Source organism: Xanthobacter aminoxidans (assembly GCF_043193615.1).
Classification (GTDB): domain Bacteria; phylum Pseudomonadota; class Alphaproteobacteria; order Rhizobiales; family Xanthobacteraceae; genus Xanthobacter; species Xanthobacter aminoxidans.
Genome location: NZ_JBAFUS010000001.1, coordinates 1,644,784 through 1,661,042, shown reverse-complemented (window position 1 = coordinate 1,661,042; position 16,259 = coordinate 1,644,784). Strand labels below are relative to the sequence as shown.

Below are 16,259 nucleotides of genomic sequence, written 5' to 3'. Positions count from 1 at the left end.
TTTAAGGAACGGCCATGTCGCGCCGCGCCCTCGACCTCATCCTCGACCACGTTCGCGCCGAGCCTTCGCGCACCTGGTCCATCATCGTCACCATCTATGGCGACGCCATCGTGCCGCGCGGCGGCTCGGTGTGGCTCGGCACGTTGCTCGCCTTCTTCCGCGGGCTGGACGTGGCGGACGGGGTGGTGCGCACGGCCATGTCGCGTCTCGCGGCGGATGGCTGGCTGACGCGGACGCGCGTAGGTCGCAACAGCTTCTACCGCCTCGCCGATAAGGGCCGCGAGACCTTCGCCCGCGCCACCGAGCATATCTACCGTCACCGTCCGCCCGAGTGGCATGGGCATTTCGACATGCTGCTCATCGAGACCGGCGCCCGCGAAGGGGCGCGGGCGGCCCTGGAGGCGGCAGGTTTCGGCATGCCGCTGCCCGGCGTGTTCGTGGCCCCGGCCGGAACGGGCGTGCCCGAGGAGGCGGCCTCCGCGCTCCGGCTCGATGTCTCCGGCAGCGCGGAGGAGCAGCGTGCCCTCGCCGCCCGCGCGTGGCCGCTGGAGCAGACGGCGGAGGCCTACCGGCGCTTCATCGCCACCTTCGAGCCGCTGGCGGCGGAGCTTCAGGCCGGCGCCGCCTTGACCGACCTCGAGGCGATGGTCGCCCGCGTGCTGCTCATCCATGATTACCGCCGGATCGTGCTGCGCGATCCCATCCTGCCCTCCGCCATCCTGCCGGAGGACTGGCCGGGCCTTGCCGCCCGCGCCGTGTGCGCCGACATCTATGGCCGTCTGGTGGAGGCGTCCGAGCGCTGGCTGGACGAAAATGCCGTGGGCGAGGACGGTGCGCCGCTGCCGGGGCATCCGAAAATCACGAGCAGATTCAAGGCTTAGAGGATCTGGAGATGGTCCGGCCGGAGCCTCTGGCTTTTAAATGTTACGAAAATAACTTGAAACTAATTTTTCTGTAATATATAAACGTTCGCAAGGTGCCGGACAGTGGGCAGCATGCTGCTTGCGAGGAGCGGCGGCAGCGGCCGGAGCGCCGACTTCACCCGCCGCCAGAAGCCGCGCATGAGACGGCCGATCCAACAGGTCTTACGGGGAGGACACAGCATGTACGCACAGCTCGTGAAGTCCGAGGGCATGAAGTCCGCCGCCGAGCTTTCGCCGGAGGAGCGCGCCTTCCAGGAGCGCATCGACCGCGGCGAGAAGATCGAGCCGAAGGAGTGGATGCCGGAGGGCTACCGCAAGACGCTGATCCGCCAGGTCGGCCAGCACGCCCATTCCGAGATTGTCGGCCAGCTGCCCGAAGGCAACTGGATCACCCGCGCGCCCACGCTGGAGCGCAAGGCCATCCTGCTCGCCAAGGTGCAGGACGAGGCCGGCCACGGCCTCTACCTCTATTGCGCCGCCGAGACGCTGGGCGTCAGCCGCGACCAGCTGCTCGCCAAGCTGCACGACGGCAGCATGAAGTATTCGTCCATCTTCAACTATCCCACCCTCAACTGGGCCGACATCGGCGCGGTGGGCTGGCTGGTGGATGGCGCGGCCATCATGAATCAGGTTCAGCTGCAGAAGACCTCCTACGGCCCCTACAGCCGCGCGATGATCCGCATCTGCAAGGAGGAGAGCTTCCACCAGCGGCAGGGCTACGACATCATGATGAAGATGGCGCAGGGCACGGCCGAGCAGAAGGCCATGGCGCAGGATGCCCTCGACCGCTTCTGGTATCCCGCGCTCATGATGTTCGGTCCCTCCGACAAGGATTCGGTGCATTCCGCCCAGTCCATGGCGTGGAAGATCAAGATCAACACCAATGATGAACTGCGCCAGAAGTTCGTCGACCAGACGGTGCCGCAGGCGGAATATCTCGGCCTCAAGATCCCCGATCCGAACCTGACGTGGAACGAGGAGAAGAAGGGTTACGACTTCTCCGAGCCGGACTGGTCCGAGTTCTTCGAGGTGATCGCCGGCAACGGCCCCTGCAACAAGGAGCGCCTCGGCGCCCGCGTGAAGGCCTGGGAAGACGGGGCCTGGTTCCGCGATGGCCTCCTCGCCCACGCCGAGAAGGCCGAGGCGCGTCGCGCCGCCGCCCGTGTGGCCGCCGAATAGCCTCGCCAAAGTAATCGCCGGTCAGGGCGTACCATAACAACAGCGCATCTTCCGGACGGCTTGGCCGTCCGGCCCGGAACGGGAGGAACAACCATGTCCAGCGAATGGCCCTTGTGGGAAGTCTTCATCCGTGGCCAGCACGGCCTCAACCATCGCCATGTGGGCAGCCTGCACGCGCCCGACGCGGAGCTCGCCATCAAGAACGCCCGCGACGTCTATACCCGCCGCAACGAGGGGGTTTCCATCTGGGTGGTGAAGTCGGTGGATATCACCGCCTCCAGCCCCTCGGACAAGGGGCCGCTGTTCGAGCCGTCCAACTCCAAGGTCTACCGCCACCCCACCTTCTTCCAGATTCCCGAAGAAGTGGGGCACATGTGATGGCCAGCGCCGAGATCGCGGTCGATCGCGCCGCTCTGTTCGAATTCCTCACCCGGATGGGGGACAACACCCTCATCCTCGGCCATCGCGTATCCGAGTGGTGCGGCCACGCGCCGGTGCTGGAAGAGGACATCGCCCTCGCCAACACCGCGCTGGACCTCATCGGCCAGACCCAGCTCTGGCTTGGCCTCGCCGGCGAGGTGGAGGGCAAGGGCCGCAATGCCGATGCGCTCGCCTTCCTGCGTGACGCGGCGGCCTTCCGCAACTGCCTGCTGGTGGAGCGCCCCAATGGCGACTTCGGTCAGACGCTGATGCGGCAGTTCCTGTTCGATGCCTGGCACCATGTGATGCTGACGGCGCTGACCAAATCGGCGGACCCGCGCGTCGCCGAGATCGCCGCCAAGGCGGTGAAGGAGGCGGCCTATCACCTTGAGCGCTCCAGCGATCTTGTGATCCGCCTGGGCGATGGCACCGATGAGAGCCACGCGCGGATGCAGCGCGCGCTCGACGACATGTGGTCCTACGTGGGCGAACTCTTCATTGCCGACGATGCGGATCGTGTCGTGGCGGAGGCGGGCATCGCGCCCGATCCGGCGAGCCTCAAGCCGGAGTGGGAGGCCATCGTCTCCGAGGTGCTGCGCGAGGCGACGCTGAAGGCGCCGACCTCGGCTTACGTCCACAAGGGCGGCCGGCGCGGCGTGCATACCGAGCATCTCGGCTACATCCTCGCCGACATGCAGTTCCTGCAGCGCGCCTATCCCGGCGCGACCTGGTAGGAGGCGATCATGGCGACCGCCACCCTGCCGTCCCTTGACGAGGTCTGGCACTGGCTGTCGCAGGTGCCGGACCCGGAAATCCCGGTGCTTTCGCTGGTCGATCTCGGCATCGTCCGCGAGGTGGCGTGGAACGACGACACCCTCGTCGTCACCGTCACACCCACCTATTCCGGCTGTCCGGCGACGGGCATCATCAATCTCGACATCGAGCGCGAACTGAACGCGCGCGGCGTCGCCAAGGTGCGGCTGGAGCGTCGGCTCTCGCCGCCCTGGACCACCGACTGGATGAGCGCCGAGGGCCGCGAGAAGCTGCGCGCCTACGGCATCGCGCCGCCGGTGGACGACACCGCCGCCGACGGCCGCTCGCTGGCGCTCGCGCGCCGGCTCGCCTCCGGCTCCAACCTCACGGTGGCCTGCCCGCGCTGCGGCTCGGCGCAGACTGAGAAGGTGAGCCAGTTCGGCTCCACCGCCTGCAAGGCCAGCTATCGCTGCCTCTCGTGCCTGGAGCCGTTCGACTACTTCAAGTGCATCTGAAAATCAAAGAAATCCCGAGGAGCGCCGCATGGCACGGTTTCATTCCCTGGAGGTGGTCGACGTGCGGCGCGAGACGCGCGATGCCGTCGTCGTCACCCTCAAGCCCCGCCCCGAGGACGCCGCGGCGTTCGACTTCACGCAGGGCCAATATCTCACCTTCCGCCGCGATTTCGATGGCGAGGAACTGCGCCGCAGCTATTCCATCTGCGCCGGCAAGGATGAGGGCTACCTGAAGGTGGGCATCAAGAAGGTGGAGGGCGGTGCCTTCTCCACCTGGGCCAATGAAAACCTGTCCCCCGGCGACGTCCTCGAAGCCATGCCGCCCATGGGCAAGTTCTTCGTGCCGCTGGCCCCGGAGCTGGACCGCCACTATCTCGGCTTTGCCGGCGGTTCGGGCATCACGCCGCTCCTGTCCATCATCAAGACGGTGCTGGCGCGCGAGCCCAGGTCCCGCTTCACCCTCGTCTATGCCAACCGGCAGATCAGCTCCATCATGTTCCGCGAGGAGCTGGAGGACCTGAAGAACATCTATCTGGGCCGCCTTTCTGTGCTGCATGTGCTGGAGAGCGAGGCGCAGGAGATCGACCTGTTCACCGGCCGCGTCGATGCGGAGAAGATGGAAGGTCTCTTCAAGCACTGGATCGACGCGACGTCGGTGGACACCGCCTTTATCTGCGGCCCCGAGCCCATGATGCTGGCCATCGCCGCCGCATTGCGCGCGCACGGTCTCAGCGACGCGCAGATCAAGTTCGAATTGTTCGCCTCCGGCCAGCCCGGCCGGGCGAAGGCCAAGGCGGTTTCGGCGAACGTCGCCGCCAACGGCGCCGGCACCACCGCCACCGTGACGCTGGATGGCGCCACCCGCACGTTCCACATGCCGCGCGAGGGCCAGAGCTTGCTCGACGCAGCGCTCGCCGCCAATCTCGATGCGCCCTACGCCTGCAAGGCGGGCGTGTGCTCCACCTGCCGCGCCAAGGTGGTGGAGGGCGAGGTGGAAATGGCGGTCAATCATGCGCTGGAGGATTACGAGGTGCGCGCCGGCTACGTGCTCACCTGCCAGTGCTTCCCGCTCACCGAAAAACTCGTCGTCACCTACGACGAGTAAGGGGAAGACACATGTCCGACGTGATCGCCATCGACGACTATCTCGCCCAGGGCGGCGTGCTCTCTTCGCCCGACAACGTGCCGCCGCGCTATCGCGGCGAGCTTCTGCGGCTCATGTCCTCCTTTGTGGACAGCCAGCTCGCCGGCTCGGCCGGCTTTGCCGCCTCCATCAATTTCGCGCCCGGCATCAGGGCGCGGATCGCGGCGAGCCGTATCACACTTGAAAAGGCGGACCATGCCGAGCGGGTGCTCGGCCTGATGGGCGCCTTCGGCACCGATACCGACCGCTACGAGGCGCAGCACGACTGGGCGGCGCGGGTGGCGCGCGATGCCGACCTCGGCGCCGTGCGGCACGGCTCCGACATGCGGCTCTCCGTCTTCCACTATCCCATCACGGGATGGACCGACGCGGTGGCGATGAACGTGCTCATGGGTCTTGCCACCGGCGTGCAACTCGCCGAGCTGTCGCGGGTGTCCTACGCGCCGCTCGCCGAGGTCTTCCGCGAGATCGCCCCGCGCGAGGCGCGCCATGCGGAGCTGGGGCTCGAAGGGCTGGAGCGCATCGCCGCCACCGAAGTCGGGCGGGTCGGCGCGCGGGCGAGCCTTGCCTATTGGCGGCCGCGGGTCGCAGCGACGTTCGGCGTGGCCGGTTCCGCCCGCTACGATACGCTGCGCCGCCTCGGCCTGCGCCACACGCCCAACGAGGTGTTGCTGGCGGAGTGGGAGCGCCTCGTCACCGACCGCCTCGCGCCGCTCGGGCTCGACTGAGATCGGCAACAAACACGAAAAAGGCCCGGCATCGCGCCGGGCCTTTTTTGTTGGGGCAGGGGAGGGCGTGTGGCCCTCCCGCTCACTCCTTGGGCCGGCGGTCCACGATGCGCTTGGCCTTGCCGGTGGCGGTGCGCTCGATGCCGCCCGGCTCGTGCAGGGAGATGCGCGTGGTGATGCCGATGGTGTCCTTGATGCGCTTCAGGATGCGCTTGCCGGTGGCGTCCACGTCCACCTCGCCATAGACCTCCTCGCGGATCTCGGCGTGCACGGTCATCTCGTCCATGCGTCCGTCGCGGGTCAGCTCGATCTGGTAGTGGCCGGAGCAGGCCTCCACCGCCAGCAGGATTTCCTCGATCTGGGTCGGGAAGACGTTGACGCCGCGCAGGATGATCATGTCGTCGGACCGGCCCGTCACCTTCTCCATGCGCCGCATGCCCGGCCGCGCCGTGCCGGGCAGCAGGCGGGTGAGGTCGCGGGTACGGTAGCGGATGATGGGGAAGGCTTCCTTGGTCAGCGAGGTGAAAACGAGTTCGCCCTTCGCGCCATCGGGCAGCACTTCGCCGGTGAGGGGGTCGATCACCTCCGGGTAGAAATGATCCTCCCAGATGTGCAGGCCGTCCTTGGTCTCCACGCACTCCTGCGCGACGCCGGGGCCGATGACCTCGGAGAGGCCGTAGATGTCGGTGGCGTCGAGGTTGAAGTCGCGCTCGATCTCCTGGCGCATGGCGTTGGTCCAGGGCTCGGCGCCGAAGATGCCGTACTTGAGCGAGGTCTCGCGCGGGTCGAGCCCGGCCTTGGCGAAGCCGTCCATGAGGGCGAGCATGTAGCTCGGCGTCACCATGATGGCGTCGGGCTTGAAGTCATGAATCAACTGCACCTGGCGCTCGGTCATGCCGCCGGACATGGGCACCACGGTGCAGCCCAGCCGTTCGACGCCGTAATGGGCGCCGAGGCCGCCGGTGAACAGGCCGTAGCCATAGGCCACATGTACCATCATGCCCGGCCGCACGCCCGCGGCGCGGATGGAGCGGGCCATCACGTCGGCCCACATGTCGATGTCGGCCTTGGTGTAGCCCACCACGATGGGTTTGCCCGTAGTGCCGGACGAGCCGTGCACGCGGATCAGCTTTTCCTTCGGCACCGCGAACAGGCCGAAGGGGTAGTTGTCGCGCAGGTCGGTCTTCACCGTGAAGGGGAATTTGGCGAGGTCCGAGAGGTCGCGCAGGTCGGAGGGGTGCACCCCGGCGGCGTCGAACGCCTGACGGTAGAACGGCACGTTCTCGTAGGCGTGGCGCAGCGACCAGGCGAGACGCTCGCGCTGCAGCGACATGATCTCGTCGCGCGAGGCGCGCTCGGCGGGATCGAGGCCACCCTCGAAGGAACGGCCCGGGGACAGTGCCGGCAGAGCCATGTTCATCATCTCCTCCAGATGGATCTTCTGCGAGATCAGGATTTCTTGCTGGCAAGGGCGTCCGCGCCCCCGGCGTCTGTCTGCGTGATGCGCCCGCCGATGGTGCGGGAATGGCCGCGGAACTGGGCGATCACCACATCGTCCTGCGAAACCTCGACATCGTAAATGCCGGAGCGCCCGCTGCGGCTCACCTCGCGCGCCCGCGCCACGAGGCGCTTGCCGCGGGTACCGGGGCGCAGATACGTCACCGAGCAGTGCTGGGCGACGGTGCGCTCGTCATAGGTATTGCAGGCGAAAGCGAAGGCGCTGTCGGCCAGGGCGAAGATGAAGCCGCCATGGCCCATGCCGAACCCGTTGCACATGCGCTCGGTGAGCGTCATGGCGAGGGTCGCGCTGCCGGGGCTGATGCTGACGATCTCCATGCCGAGCCCCTGGCTCGCATGGTCGGTCGCCCACATGGCATCGGCGGAGCGGCGGGCGATCTCCTCCGGAGAGAGCGACGCCACGGTTTCTGCGGCGGCGGTCACGAGCGGCGTCCCGTGAAGTTCGGGGTGCGCTTCTCCATGAAGGCCTTCACGCCCTCGCGATAATCCGGCGTGCGGCCGGCCTCGCGCTGCAGATCGCGCTCGAGATCGAGCTGGTCGTTGAGGCTGTTGCCGCCGGAGGCATTGAGCGCCGCCTTGGTGAGGGCGAGGCCCTGCGTCGGCTGGGTGGCGAGGCGGGCGGTGAGCGCGCGGGCCTCGTCCATGAGCGCGGCGTCGTCGATCACCTTCCAGATGAGGCCCCATTCGGCCGCGGTCTCGGCCGCGAGCGGTTCGGCCAGCAGCATCAGCGCCCGCGCCCGCGCGTCGCCGATGAGACGCGGCAGGAAATAGGTGCCGCCCGAATCGGGCACGAGGCCGATCTTCGAGAACGCCTGGATGAACTTGGCGGAACGCGCAGCCAGAACGATATCGCACGCAAGCGCGATGTTGGCCCCGGCCCCGGCGGCCACGCCGTTCACAGCACAAATGACGGGCTTGTTGAGCCCTCGGATGCGGCGGATGAGCGGGTTGTAGAAGGCCTCGATGGTCGAGCCGAGGTCCAGCGGACCTTCCGCGTTGGCGCGGGCGGAGAGATCCTGCCCGGCGCAGAAGCCGCGGCCGGCGCCGGTCAGCAGCACGGCGCGGCAGCTCTCATCGGCGGCGTCGTCCAGTGCGGCCGCAAGCGCGCCGTGCATCTCCTCGTTGAAGGAATTGAGGCGGTCGGGACGATTGAGCGTCAGCTCCGTCCAGCCGCCATGGTCCGTGACGGTCAGCACGGCTTCGTTCACATGCGCCTCCACTTGGTCCTCCCACTTCAGGGCTCTTTCGGAGCCTCTTGAATTAACCGGACGATCGGTTAATCATTAGCGCAAGGGATGGGCTTGTCAACATCATCGCACAGCGTCCCGGCATAGGGAGAGGACCATGGCTGACCTGTTCGCGGCCCACGCCGCGCTGCTCGAATCCGCCGTTGCCGCAGCGCGCGGGCGGGGCTTCTGGGCGGCCTTCCCGGAAAATCCCAAGGCCTATCCCGAAGGTGCCGCGGCCGAAGCCAAGGCGGCGTTCGCGGCCCTCAAGGATCATCCGTTCGAGCTTGCCGCGGGCGATGCCGCGCCCCTGATCGGCACCGAGGTCTCCCCCTTCGGACCCGCACTCGGCATCACCTATCGCGCCCGTGCCGTGGACGACCTGATCGCTCGCGCGGAGGGCGCCGGCGCCGCATGGGCCGCCGCCTCCATCGCCCGGCGCACGGGCATCGCGCTGGAAATCCTCGTCCGCCTCAACACGGCGAGCTTCCTCATCGCGGAAACGGTGGAGCACACCACCGGGCAGGCCGGGCCCATGGCTTTCCAGGCCGGCGGCCCGCACGCGCAGGATCGCGGGCTGGAGGCGGTCGCCTATGCCTATGAGGAGATGTCCCGTGTGCCCGGCGCGGTGCTGTGGGAGAAGCCCATGGGCCGCTCCGCCATCCGTCTCGACAAGGATTTCCACGTGGTGCCGCGCGGCATCGGCCTCGTCATCGGCTGCGCCACCTTCCCCACCTGGAACAGCTATCCCGCGTTGTTCGCCGATCTCGTCACCGGCAACGCGGTGATCGTGAAGCCCCATCCCGCTGCCATCCTGCCGCTGGCCCTCACCGTGCGCATCGCCCGCGAAGTGTTGGCGGAGGAGGGCTTCGATCCGGACGTGATCCAGCTCGCCCCCGACACTTCAGAGGCGCCCATCGCCAAGGAACTGGCGACCGACCCGGCCGTCGGCATCGTGGACTTTACCGGCTCGTCGCAGTTCGGCGGCTGGCTGCGGGCGAACGTGAAGGACAAGCTGGTGTTCACCGAGGAGGCGGGCGTCAACACCATCGTCATCGCCTCCACCGGCGCGTTCGGCCCCATGTGCCAGAACATCGCCTTCTCGCTCTCACTCTATAGCGGCCAGATGTGCACGGCGCCGCAGGTCATCTTCGTGCCGGCGGGCGGCATCGAGACCGAGGCGGGACATAAGAGCTTCGACGAGGTGGCCGGTGGCATCGCCTCGGCCATCGATGCGCTCCTGTCCGAGCCCGCCCGCGCGGCCGCAGTACTGGGCGCCATCCAGAATCCGGCGACCCTCGCCCGCATCGAGGAAGCCCGCAGCCTCGGCCGCATCGTGCGCGACAGCGCCGCCCTTCAGGTGGAAGGCGCGCGGACGGCGACGCCGCTGCTGCTGGCGGTGGATGCTGCCGATGAGGCGGCCTATCTCGAAGAGCGGTTCGGCCCCATCGCCTTCCTCGTCGCGGTGGCCGATGCGGCGGACGGCGTGGCCCGCGCCGCCCGTGCTGCGCGCGAGAAGGGCGCCATCACCGCCGCTCTCTATTCCACCGACGATACCGAGATCGCCCGCGCCGTGCCGGCCTATGCCCGCGCCGGCGTGGCGCTCTCCGTGAACCTCACGGGCGGCATCTATGTGAACCAGAGCGCGGCATTCAGCGACTACCACGTCTCCGGTGCCAACCCCGCCGGCAATGCCTGCCTCACCGATGCGGCCTTCGTGGCGGGCCGCTTCCGCGTCGTGTGCGTGCGCCGCCCGGCCGCCGCCTGAGCCCATTCTCCGGAGATCACCATGGCTGACGCCTTCATCTGCGATTTCGCGCGCACCCCCATCGGCCGCTATGCCGGCGCCCTCAAGGACGTGCGGGCGGACGACCTCGCCGCCCATCCCATCCGCGTGCTCAAGGCGCGCAATCCCGGCGTGGACTGGGAGGCGGTGGACGACGTGATCCTCGGCTGTGCCAATCAGGCGGGCGAGGACAATCGCGACGTGGCCCGCATGGCCGCGCTCCTCGCCGGCCTGCCGGTGAGCGCGCCGGGCACCACCGTCAACCGCCTGTGCGGCTCCGGCCTTGATGCGGTGGGCATCGGCGCCCGTGCCATCATGACCGGCGACGCGGACCTCATCATCGCCGGCGGCGTGGAGAGCATGACCCGCGCGCCCTTCGTGCAGGGCAAGGCCACGGAGGCCTTCGCGCGTCAGGCGGAGATCTACGACACCACCATCGGCTGGCGCTTCATCAACCCGCTGATGAAGGCGCAGTACGGCGTCGATTCCATGCCGGAGACCGGCGAGAACGTGGCCGCCGACTTCGGCATTTCCCGCGCCGACCAGGATCTGTTCGCGTATCGCTCCCAGCAGCGGGCGAAGGCCGCGCAGGAGGAGGGCTTCTTCGCCCGCGAGATCGCTCCCATCGAGGTGAAAGGCAAGAAAACCTCGGTCTTGGTGGAGCGCGACGAGCACCCGCGCGGCGACACCACGGTGGAGCAGTTAGCGGCGCTGAAGACGCCCTTCCGCAAGGAGGGCGGCTCGGTGACGGCGGGCAATGCCTCCGGCGTCAACGATGGTGCCGGCGCGCTCATCCTCGCGTCGGAGGCGGCGGCGAAAAAGTATGGCCTCACGCCTCGCGCCCGCGTGGTCAGCGTGGTGCAGGCCGGTGTGCCGCCGCGCATCATGGGTATCGGGCCGGCCCCGGCCACGCAGAAGCTGCTGACGAAGAACGGCCTCTCCCTCTCCGACATCGACCTGATCGAGCTGAACGAGGCCTTCGCCTCGCAGGCGCTGGCGGTGCTGCGCCAGCTTGGGCTGCCGGATGATGCGGCGCATGTGAACCCGCATGGCGGCGCCATCGCGCTGGGTCATCCGCTCGGCATGTCCGGCGCGCGGCTCGCCATGACGGCGGTGAGCGCGCTGGAACTGCGCGGCGGCAAGCGCGCGGTTGCCACCATGTGCATCGGCGTCGGCCAGGGCATCGCCGCCCTCATCGAACGGGTCTGAGCGGTGGACGCGCAGGTTTCCCCCATCACGATCACTCGCCATGGCGCCGTCGCGGTCGTTCACATCGACCATGCGCCTGTGAACGCGCTGTCTCGTGGCGTGCGTCAGGGGTTGCTGGATGCGGTGCGGTCGCTGGATGCGGATGTGTCGGTCTCGGCGCTGGTGCTGAGCGGTGGGCCGGGGCGGTTCATCGCGGGGGCGGACCTCAAGGAGATGGCGCTGCCGCCGGATGCGCCTTTCCTGCCCGAGGTGGTGGGGGCGATCGATGCCTGCACCAAGCCCGTGGTCGCCGCGCTGGATGGCGCGGCACTGGGCGGCGGATGCGAGATCGCGCTGGCGTGCGATCTCAGGCTCGGGTCGGCGAAGGCGCTGGTGGGGCTCACCGAGACGCGGCTGGGCATCATCCCCGGTGCGGGGGGAACCCAGCGGCTGGTGCGGCTGGTGGGCGTAGCGCAGGCCATCGCTCTGGTCTGCGAGGGGCGGGTGCTGAAGGCCGGCGAGGCGCTGGCCGTGGGCCTCATCGATGCGGTGGTGGAGGGCGATCTCCTCACTGAGGCCATCGCCCGCGCACCGGCGGTGGCGAAGCGCCGGCTTGCGGCCCTGCCGGTGCCCGTGGGCGATCCGGCCGAAGAGGCAGCGGCAGCGGCCAAGGCGCTCAAGGGCGCCAGGGGTGTGCCGGCCATCGCCGAAGCCATCCGCGTTATCACCGCGTCGAAGGACGCAGACTTCGCCTCCGGCCTCGCCCTTGAGCGGGCCGCCTTTCTTGCCCTGCGCGAGAGCCCGGAAGCCAAAGCCCTGCGCCACCTCTTCCTCGCCGAGCGCGAGGCGGTGAAGGTGCCGGGGCTGGAAGGGGCGAAGGCACGCTCGGTGTCATCAGCCGCCGTCATCGGCGCCGGCACCATGGGCGCGGGCATCGCCGTGGCGCTGCTGGACGCCGGATATCCTGTGATCCTCGTAGAGCGGGACGATGAGGCCGCGCAGGCCGGCGTCGCGCGCATCGATGCCCTCTACAGCAGGCAGGTGAAGAGCGGCCGTATCGACGAGGCCCACAAGGCCGAGCGCCTCGCCCGCCTCCTCCCGGCGTCCGACTATGCCGCGCTGGCCGATGCCGACCTCATCGTCGAAGCCGCCTTCGAGGACATGGGCGTGAAGACCGACATCTTCCGCCGCCTCGACGGGGTGGCGAAGCAAGGCGCGGTGCTCGCCACCAACACCTCCTATCTCGATCTCGAGGCCATCGCTGCCGCGACCTCCCGGCCTGAGGACGTGGTGGGCCTGCACTTCTTCGCCCCCGCCAACATCATGAAGCTGCTGGAGGTGGTGAAAGCCACCCATACCGCGCCGGATGTGCTGGCGACCGCCCTCGCTTTGGCGAAGCGCATGGGCAAGCAGCCGGTTGTTGCGGGCAATTGCGACGGCTTCATCGGCAACCGCATCTATGCGGTGTACCGGCGCCATGCGGAATATCTGGTGGAGGACGGGGCAAGCCCCGAACAGGTGGATGCGGCGCTGGAGGCGTTCGGCTTCGCCATGGGCATCTTCGCGGTGTCGGACATGTCGGGCCTCGACATCGCTTATGCCATGCGCAAGCGCCGGGCGGCGACGCGGGACCCTGCCGAGCGCTACGTTTCCATCGCCGATATGCTGGTGGAAACGGGCCGGCTGGGCCGCAAGACCAATGGCGGCTGGTATGCCTACGATGCAAATGGCAACCGCACGAGCGATCCGGCTGTCACGCAGATCATCGCGGAGGCCCGCGCGGCCAAGGGCATCCAGCCGCGCTCCTTCACGCACGAGCAGATCCAGCTTCGGCTGCTCGCGGTGATGGCGAACGAAGGCGCGAAGGAGCTGGCCGAGGGCATCGCGCTGCGGGCGTCCGACATCGACCTCGCCTTCGTCAACGGCTACGGCTTCCCGCGCCTGAAGGGCGGCCCCATGCACGCCGCCGAGGCCCTCGGCCTTCCCACCATCCTCACCGAGATCAAAGCCGCCCACGCCACCGGCGGCGCCGGCTCCGACACCGCTCCGCTTCTCGCCCAGCTCGTGGCAGAGGGCAGGGCATTCGCAGACTGGCAAAAGGCCAGCGCTCCCAAGGGAGGGAACACTTGACCCATATCCTCGACAGCTACGCCCTCGACCGCTGGTTCACGCCCGAGGCGGGGCTGGTGGACATTCCGAGCGCCATCGACGGGCGTGTGGTGGCGCGGGCTTCCACCCGCGGGCTCGATTTCGCGGCCATGGTGCGCCATGCGAGCGAGGTGGGTGGACCCGCTCTGCGGCGCCTCACCTTCCATCAGCGGTCCGACATGCTGAAGGCGCTCGGCGCCCATCTCACCGCCCACAAGGATGCGCTCTACGTGCTGGCCGCCGACACCGGCGCGACCAAAAGGGACAATTTCTTCGACATCGACGGTGGCATCGGCACCCTCTACGCCTACGCCTCCCGCGGGCGGCGCGAACTGCCGGGCGAGCGCTTCGTGGTGGAAGGCGCGCCGGAGGCCCTGTCCAAGAACGGCACCTTCATCGGCCTCCATGTGTTGACCCCGCTCCACGGCGTCGCGGTGCACGTGAACGCCTTCAACTTCCCCTGCTGGGGCATGCTGGAAAAGCTGGCCCCGGCCATCCTCGCGGGCATGCCCGTCATCACCAAGCCCGCCACCGCCACCGCCTACGTGGCCGAGGCGGTGGTGAAGCTCATCGTCGAGGCGAACATCCTGCCCGCCGGGGCGCTTCAGTTCGTCGCCGGATCGGCGGGCGACCTGCTCGATCATCTCACCGGGCAGGACGTGCTCTCCTTCACCGGCTCGGCCGCGACCTCGCAGGCGCTGCGCGACCATCCGGCGGTCTCGCGCAATGCGGTGCGTTTCATCGCCGAGCGGGATTCGCTCAATGCCGCCGTGCTCGGCCCAGACGCCGTGGAGGGCACGCCGGAGTTCGACCTCTTCATCGCCGAGGTTGTGCGGGAGATGACGGTGAAGGCGGGCCAGAAGTGCACCGCCATCCGCCGCATCATCGTGCCGAAGGCGCAGGAAGGCGCGGTGATCGCTGCGCTCTCCGCGCGCCTAGCCGCCATCGCCGTGGGCGATCCGCGCCGCGACGATGTGCGCATGGGTCCGCTCGCCAGCCGTGCCCAGCGCATTGCCACGCAGGAGGCGGTGAGGGAGATCGCCGCCGAGGCGGAGATCGTGTTCGGCGATCCGGATAGGGTCGAGCCCGTGGGGGCGGATGCCGCCACCGGCGCCTTCATGGCCCCGGTGCTGCTGCGCTGTGCCGAACCGCTCAAGGCCACGGCACCGCACGCGGTGGAGGCCTTCGGGCCGGTGGCGACGGTGATGGGTTATGAAGCCATCGCCGATGCGCTGGCGCTGGTGGCCAAGGGCGAGGGCAGCCTCGTCGCCTCGGTCTATACCTACGATCCGGCGGTGGCGGAGGAACTGGTGTTCGGCATCGCCGCCCATCACGGCCGCCTCGTGCTGATCGACCGTGATTGCGCCAAGGAATCTACCGGCCACGGCTCTCCGCTGCCGGGCCTCGTCCATGGCGGCCCCGGACGGGCCGGCGGCGGCGAGGAGATGGGCGGCCTGCGCGGCGTGTTCCACTACATGCAGCGCACTGCCATCGAGGGTTCGCCCGCCCGCCTCTCGGCCTTGACGCGCACCTGGCTTTCCGGCGCGCCCGCGCCGGTCACGCCGGAGCATCCCTTCAAGCGCAAGTTCGATGCGCTCAGCGTGGGCGACACGGTGGAGACGGCGTCGCGCACCATCACGCTGGAGGACATCGAGCATTTCGCCCATTTCACCGGCGACACCTTCTACGCGCACATGGACGAGGAAGCGGCGAAGGCGAACCCCTTCTTCCCCGGCCGCGTGGCGCACGGCTACCTCATCCTGTCGTTCGCGGCGGGCCTGTTCGTCGATCCCGCGCCGGGGCCGCTGCTCGCCAATTACGGGCTGGATTCGCTGCGCTTCCTGAAGCCCGTGTCGCCGGGGGACGCCATCCGCGTGCGGCTGACGGTCAAGAACAAGCAGCCCGCCCGCAAGCCGGAATACGGCGAGGTGCGCTGGGATGCGGAGGTGTTCAACCAGGACGGCGACACCGTGGCCCGCTACGAGCTGCTGACTATGAGCAGCCGCATCTGAGCAGGGGCAGCCTCGACAGGGGGCGCCTCGGCGCTCCCGACAAGCGAGATCTGCGGCAAGTTTGCAACAGTATTAACGGACCATGCGTCTTGGCGGCCTTCCTTCGGCTCGCCCGCCCATTCCGCCGTTACACATTCCCGTGAGGAATGGTACTCCTGTGGCGGGAGCGGCACATGGCTGGACGAAGGGGCATCAACGCATTCGCGCGACGCGCGGCCGAAAGGGCCGCGGGCCGGGTCGCGGCGCCTGTTGCTGGCTGGGCTCTCGCCTATGTCCTCCTTCTCCAGGTGGTCCTTTCGGGCTTCGCGCTCGGATCCGTCCCCATCGGGATGGATCCGGACCTGTGCCTGAGTGCGGTTTCCGCCGGCACGACAGGTTCGGATGGCGGGCATGACGGCGCCCCGGCGCAGCATCGCCAGTGCCAAGCCTGTCTCGCGCGGGCCGATCTGCCCGCTCTGCCGCCACCTCCGCCGGTGCCGGACCTCGCGCCGCTCACCGGCGCGCTCCGGCTCGATTTCGGTGCGCCCTCCGCGCCACTTCACACCCATGTCCTGAGCGCCTTCCGGGCGCGTGCACCTCCCGCGGCGGCTTGAAGTCGTCCGGTCTCGCCGCTGACGCGGTGCGGGCCGGGCGCGCCGTCCCACGGCCCGTGCGTTCTCCCGTTTCACGACTGGGGATGCTTCGACCCGTCGCCTTGCAGGGCAAGCAGCCGGGTGCGC

At 68.6% G+C, this 16,259-nt stretch carries 14 protein-coding genes; 11 read left to right on the top strand and 3 right to left on the bottom strand.

The genetic code is table 11. The features are described 5' to 3' along the window. The first annotated feature begins 14 nt into the window (after positions 1–14). The 7 genes from paaX (at position 15) to V5F74_RS07580 (ending at position 5,662) form a co-directional block, all read left to right on the top strand. Positions 15–881: a phenylacetic acid degradation operon negative regulatory protein PaaX gene (gene paaX / locus V5F74_RS07610; protein WP_029555480.1), complete on the top strand. Its 867-nt coding sequence runs from the start codon at positions 15–17 to the stop codon at positions 879–881. A 222-nt stretch (positions 882–1,103) separates the two neighbouring features. After that, entirely contained in the window at positions 1,104–2,102 is a 999-nt protein-coding gene (paaA, locus tag V5F74_RS07605) for a 1,2-phenylacetyl-CoA epoxidase subunit PaaA (RefSeq protein ID WP_374250286.1), read from the top strand. Between the two features lie 93 nt (positions 2,103–2,195). Further along, positions 2,196–2,480: a 1,2-phenylacetyl-CoA epoxidase subunit PaaB gene (paaB, locus tag V5F74_RS07600; protein WP_024280576.1), complete on the top strand. Its 285-nt coding sequence runs from the start codon at positions 2,196–2,198 to the stop codon at positions 2,478–2,480. Next, positions 2,480–3,256, top strand: coding sequence for a 1,2-phenylacetyl-CoA epoxidase subunit PaaC (gene paaC / locus V5F74_RS07595; protein ID WP_029555476.1), 777 nt, complete (start codon positions 2,480–2,482; stop codon positions 3,254–3,256). The genes paaB and paaC overlap by 1 nt, the downstream gene beginning before the upstream one ends. A 9-nt stretch (positions 3,257–3,265) precedes the next feature. Further along, positions 3,266–3,790 (top strand): 1,2-phenylacetyl-CoA epoxidase subunit PaaD, encoded by a 525-nt coding sequence (gene paaD, locus V5F74_RS07590; protein ID WP_394007154.1) that lies wholly within the window; start codon positions 3,266–3,268, stop codon positions 3,788–3,790. Between the two features lie 28 nt (positions 3,791–3,818). Continuing rightward, positions 3,819–4,895 (top strand): 1,2-phenylacetyl-CoA epoxidase subunit PaaE, encoded by a 1,077-nt coding sequence (gene paaE, locus V5F74_RS07585; protein ID WP_394007152.1) that lies wholly within the window; start codon positions 3,819–3,821, stop codon positions 4,893–4,895. Between the two features lie 11 nt (positions 4,896–4,906). Beyond that, entirely contained in the window at positions 4,907–5,662 is a 756-nt protein-coding gene (locus V5F74_RS07580; RefSeq protein ID WP_394007150.1) for a Phenylacetic acid catabolic protein, read from the top strand. A gap of 82 nt (positions 5,663–5,744) precedes the next feature. Here V5F74_RS07580 and paaK read toward each other — a convergent pair whose 3' ends face one another. The 3 genes from paaK to paaG form a co-directional block, all read right to left on the bottom strand. Then, on the bottom strand, positions 5,745–7,076 hold the full coding sequence (gene paaK, locus V5F74_RS07575; protein WP_394007148.1) for a phenylacetate--CoA ligase PaaK: 1,332 nt from the start codon (positions 7,074–7,076) through the stop codon (positions 5,745–5,747). Between the two features lie 35 nt (positions 7,077–7,111). Further along, the gene (gene paaI / locus V5F74_RS07570; RefSeq protein WP_197023050.1) at positions 7,112–7,534 is read right to left on the bottom strand and encodes a hydroxyphenylacetyl-CoA thioesterase PaaI; all 423 of its coding nucleotides are present in this window, start codon (positions 7,532–7,534) and stop codon (positions 7,112–7,114) included. 65 nt (positions 7,535–7,599) lie between these two features. Continuing rightward, positions 7,600–8,388 (bottom strand): 2-(1,2-epoxy-1,2-dihydrophenyl)acetyl-CoA isomerase PaaG, encoded by a 789-nt coding sequence (paaG, locus tag V5F74_RS07565; protein WP_029555470.1) that lies wholly within the window; start codon positions 8,386–8,388, stop codon positions 7,600–7,602. A gap of 136 nt (positions 8,389–8,524) precedes the next feature. On the opposite strand from paaG, the gene paaN reads away from it, so the two are divergent. From paaN to paaZ, 4 genes are read left to right on the top strand one after another with little or no spacing between them, the layout of a single operon-like run. Next, complete coding sequence (gene paaN / locus V5F74_RS07560) at positions 8,525–10,174, top strand: phenylacetic acid degradation protein PaaN (protein ID WP_394007146.1); 1,650 nt, start codon at positions 8,525–8,527, stop codon at positions 10,172–10,174. A 21-nt stretch (positions 10,175–10,195) separates the two neighbouring features. Next, entirely contained in the window at positions 10,196–11,401 is a 1,206-nt protein-coding gene (pcaF, locus tag V5F74_RS07555; protein ID WP_394007144.1) for a 3-oxoadipyl-CoA thiolase, read from the top strand. Between the two features lie 3 nt (positions 11,402–11,404). Further along, positions 11,405–13,510, top strand: a complete 2,106-nt coding sequence (locus tag V5F74_RS07550) for a 3-hydroxyacyl-CoA dehydrogenase NAD-binding domain-containing protein (RefSeq protein WP_394007142.1) — start codon at positions 11,405–11,407, stop codon at positions 13,508–13,510. Beyond that, entirely contained in the window at positions 13,507–15,540 is a 2,034-nt protein-coding gene (paaZ, locus tag V5F74_RS07545) for a phenylacetic acid degradation bifunctional protein PaaZ (RefSeq protein WP_394007140.1), read from the top strand. Before V5F74_RS07550 ends, paaZ begins: the two co-directional genes overlap by 4 nt. Positions 15,541–16,259 lie beyond the last annotated feature (719 nt).

Coding starts and splice junctions, on each gene's coding strand:
- paaI (WP_197023050.1), bottom strand. CDS start 7,534: ATGTGGGCGACCGACCATGCGAGCCAGGGGCTCGGCATGGAGATCGTC.
- paaK (WP_394007148.1), bottom strand. CDS start 7,076: ATGGCTCTGCCGGCACTGTCCCCGGGCCGTTCCTTCGAGGGTGGCCTC.
- paaX (WP_029555480.1), top strand. CDS start 15: ATGTCGCGCCGCGCCCTCGACCTCATCCTCGACCACGTTCGCGCCGAG.
- paaC (WP_029555476.1), top strand. CDS start 2,480: ATGGCCAGCGCCGAGATCGCGGTCGATCGCGCCGCTCTGTTCGAATTC.
- paaA (WP_374250286.1), top strand. CDS start 1,104: ATGTACGCACAGCTCGTGAAGTCCGAGGGCATGAAGTCCGCCGCCGAG.
- paaE (WP_394007152.1), top strand. CDS start 3,819: ATGGCACGGTTTCATTCCCTGGAGGTGGTCGACGTGCGGCGCGAGACG.
- pcaF (WP_394007144.1), top strand. CDS start 10,196: ATGGCTGACGCCTTCATCTGCGATTTCGCGCGCACCCCCATCGGCCGC.
- paaD (WP_394007154.1), top strand. CDS start 3,266: ATGGCGACCGCCACCCTGCCGTCCCTTGACGAGGTCTGGCACTGGCTG.
- V5F74_RS07580 (WP_394007150.1), top strand. CDS start 4,907: ATGTCCGACGTGATCGCCATCGACGACTATCTCGCCCAGGGCGGCGTG.
- paaN (WP_394007146.1), top strand. CDS start 8,525: ATGGCTGACCTGTTCGCGGCCCACGCCGCGCTGCTCGAATCCGCCGTT.
- paaB (WP_024280576.1), top strand. CDS start 2,196: ATGTCCAGCGAATGGCCCTTGTGGGAAGTCTTCATCCGTGGCCAGCAC.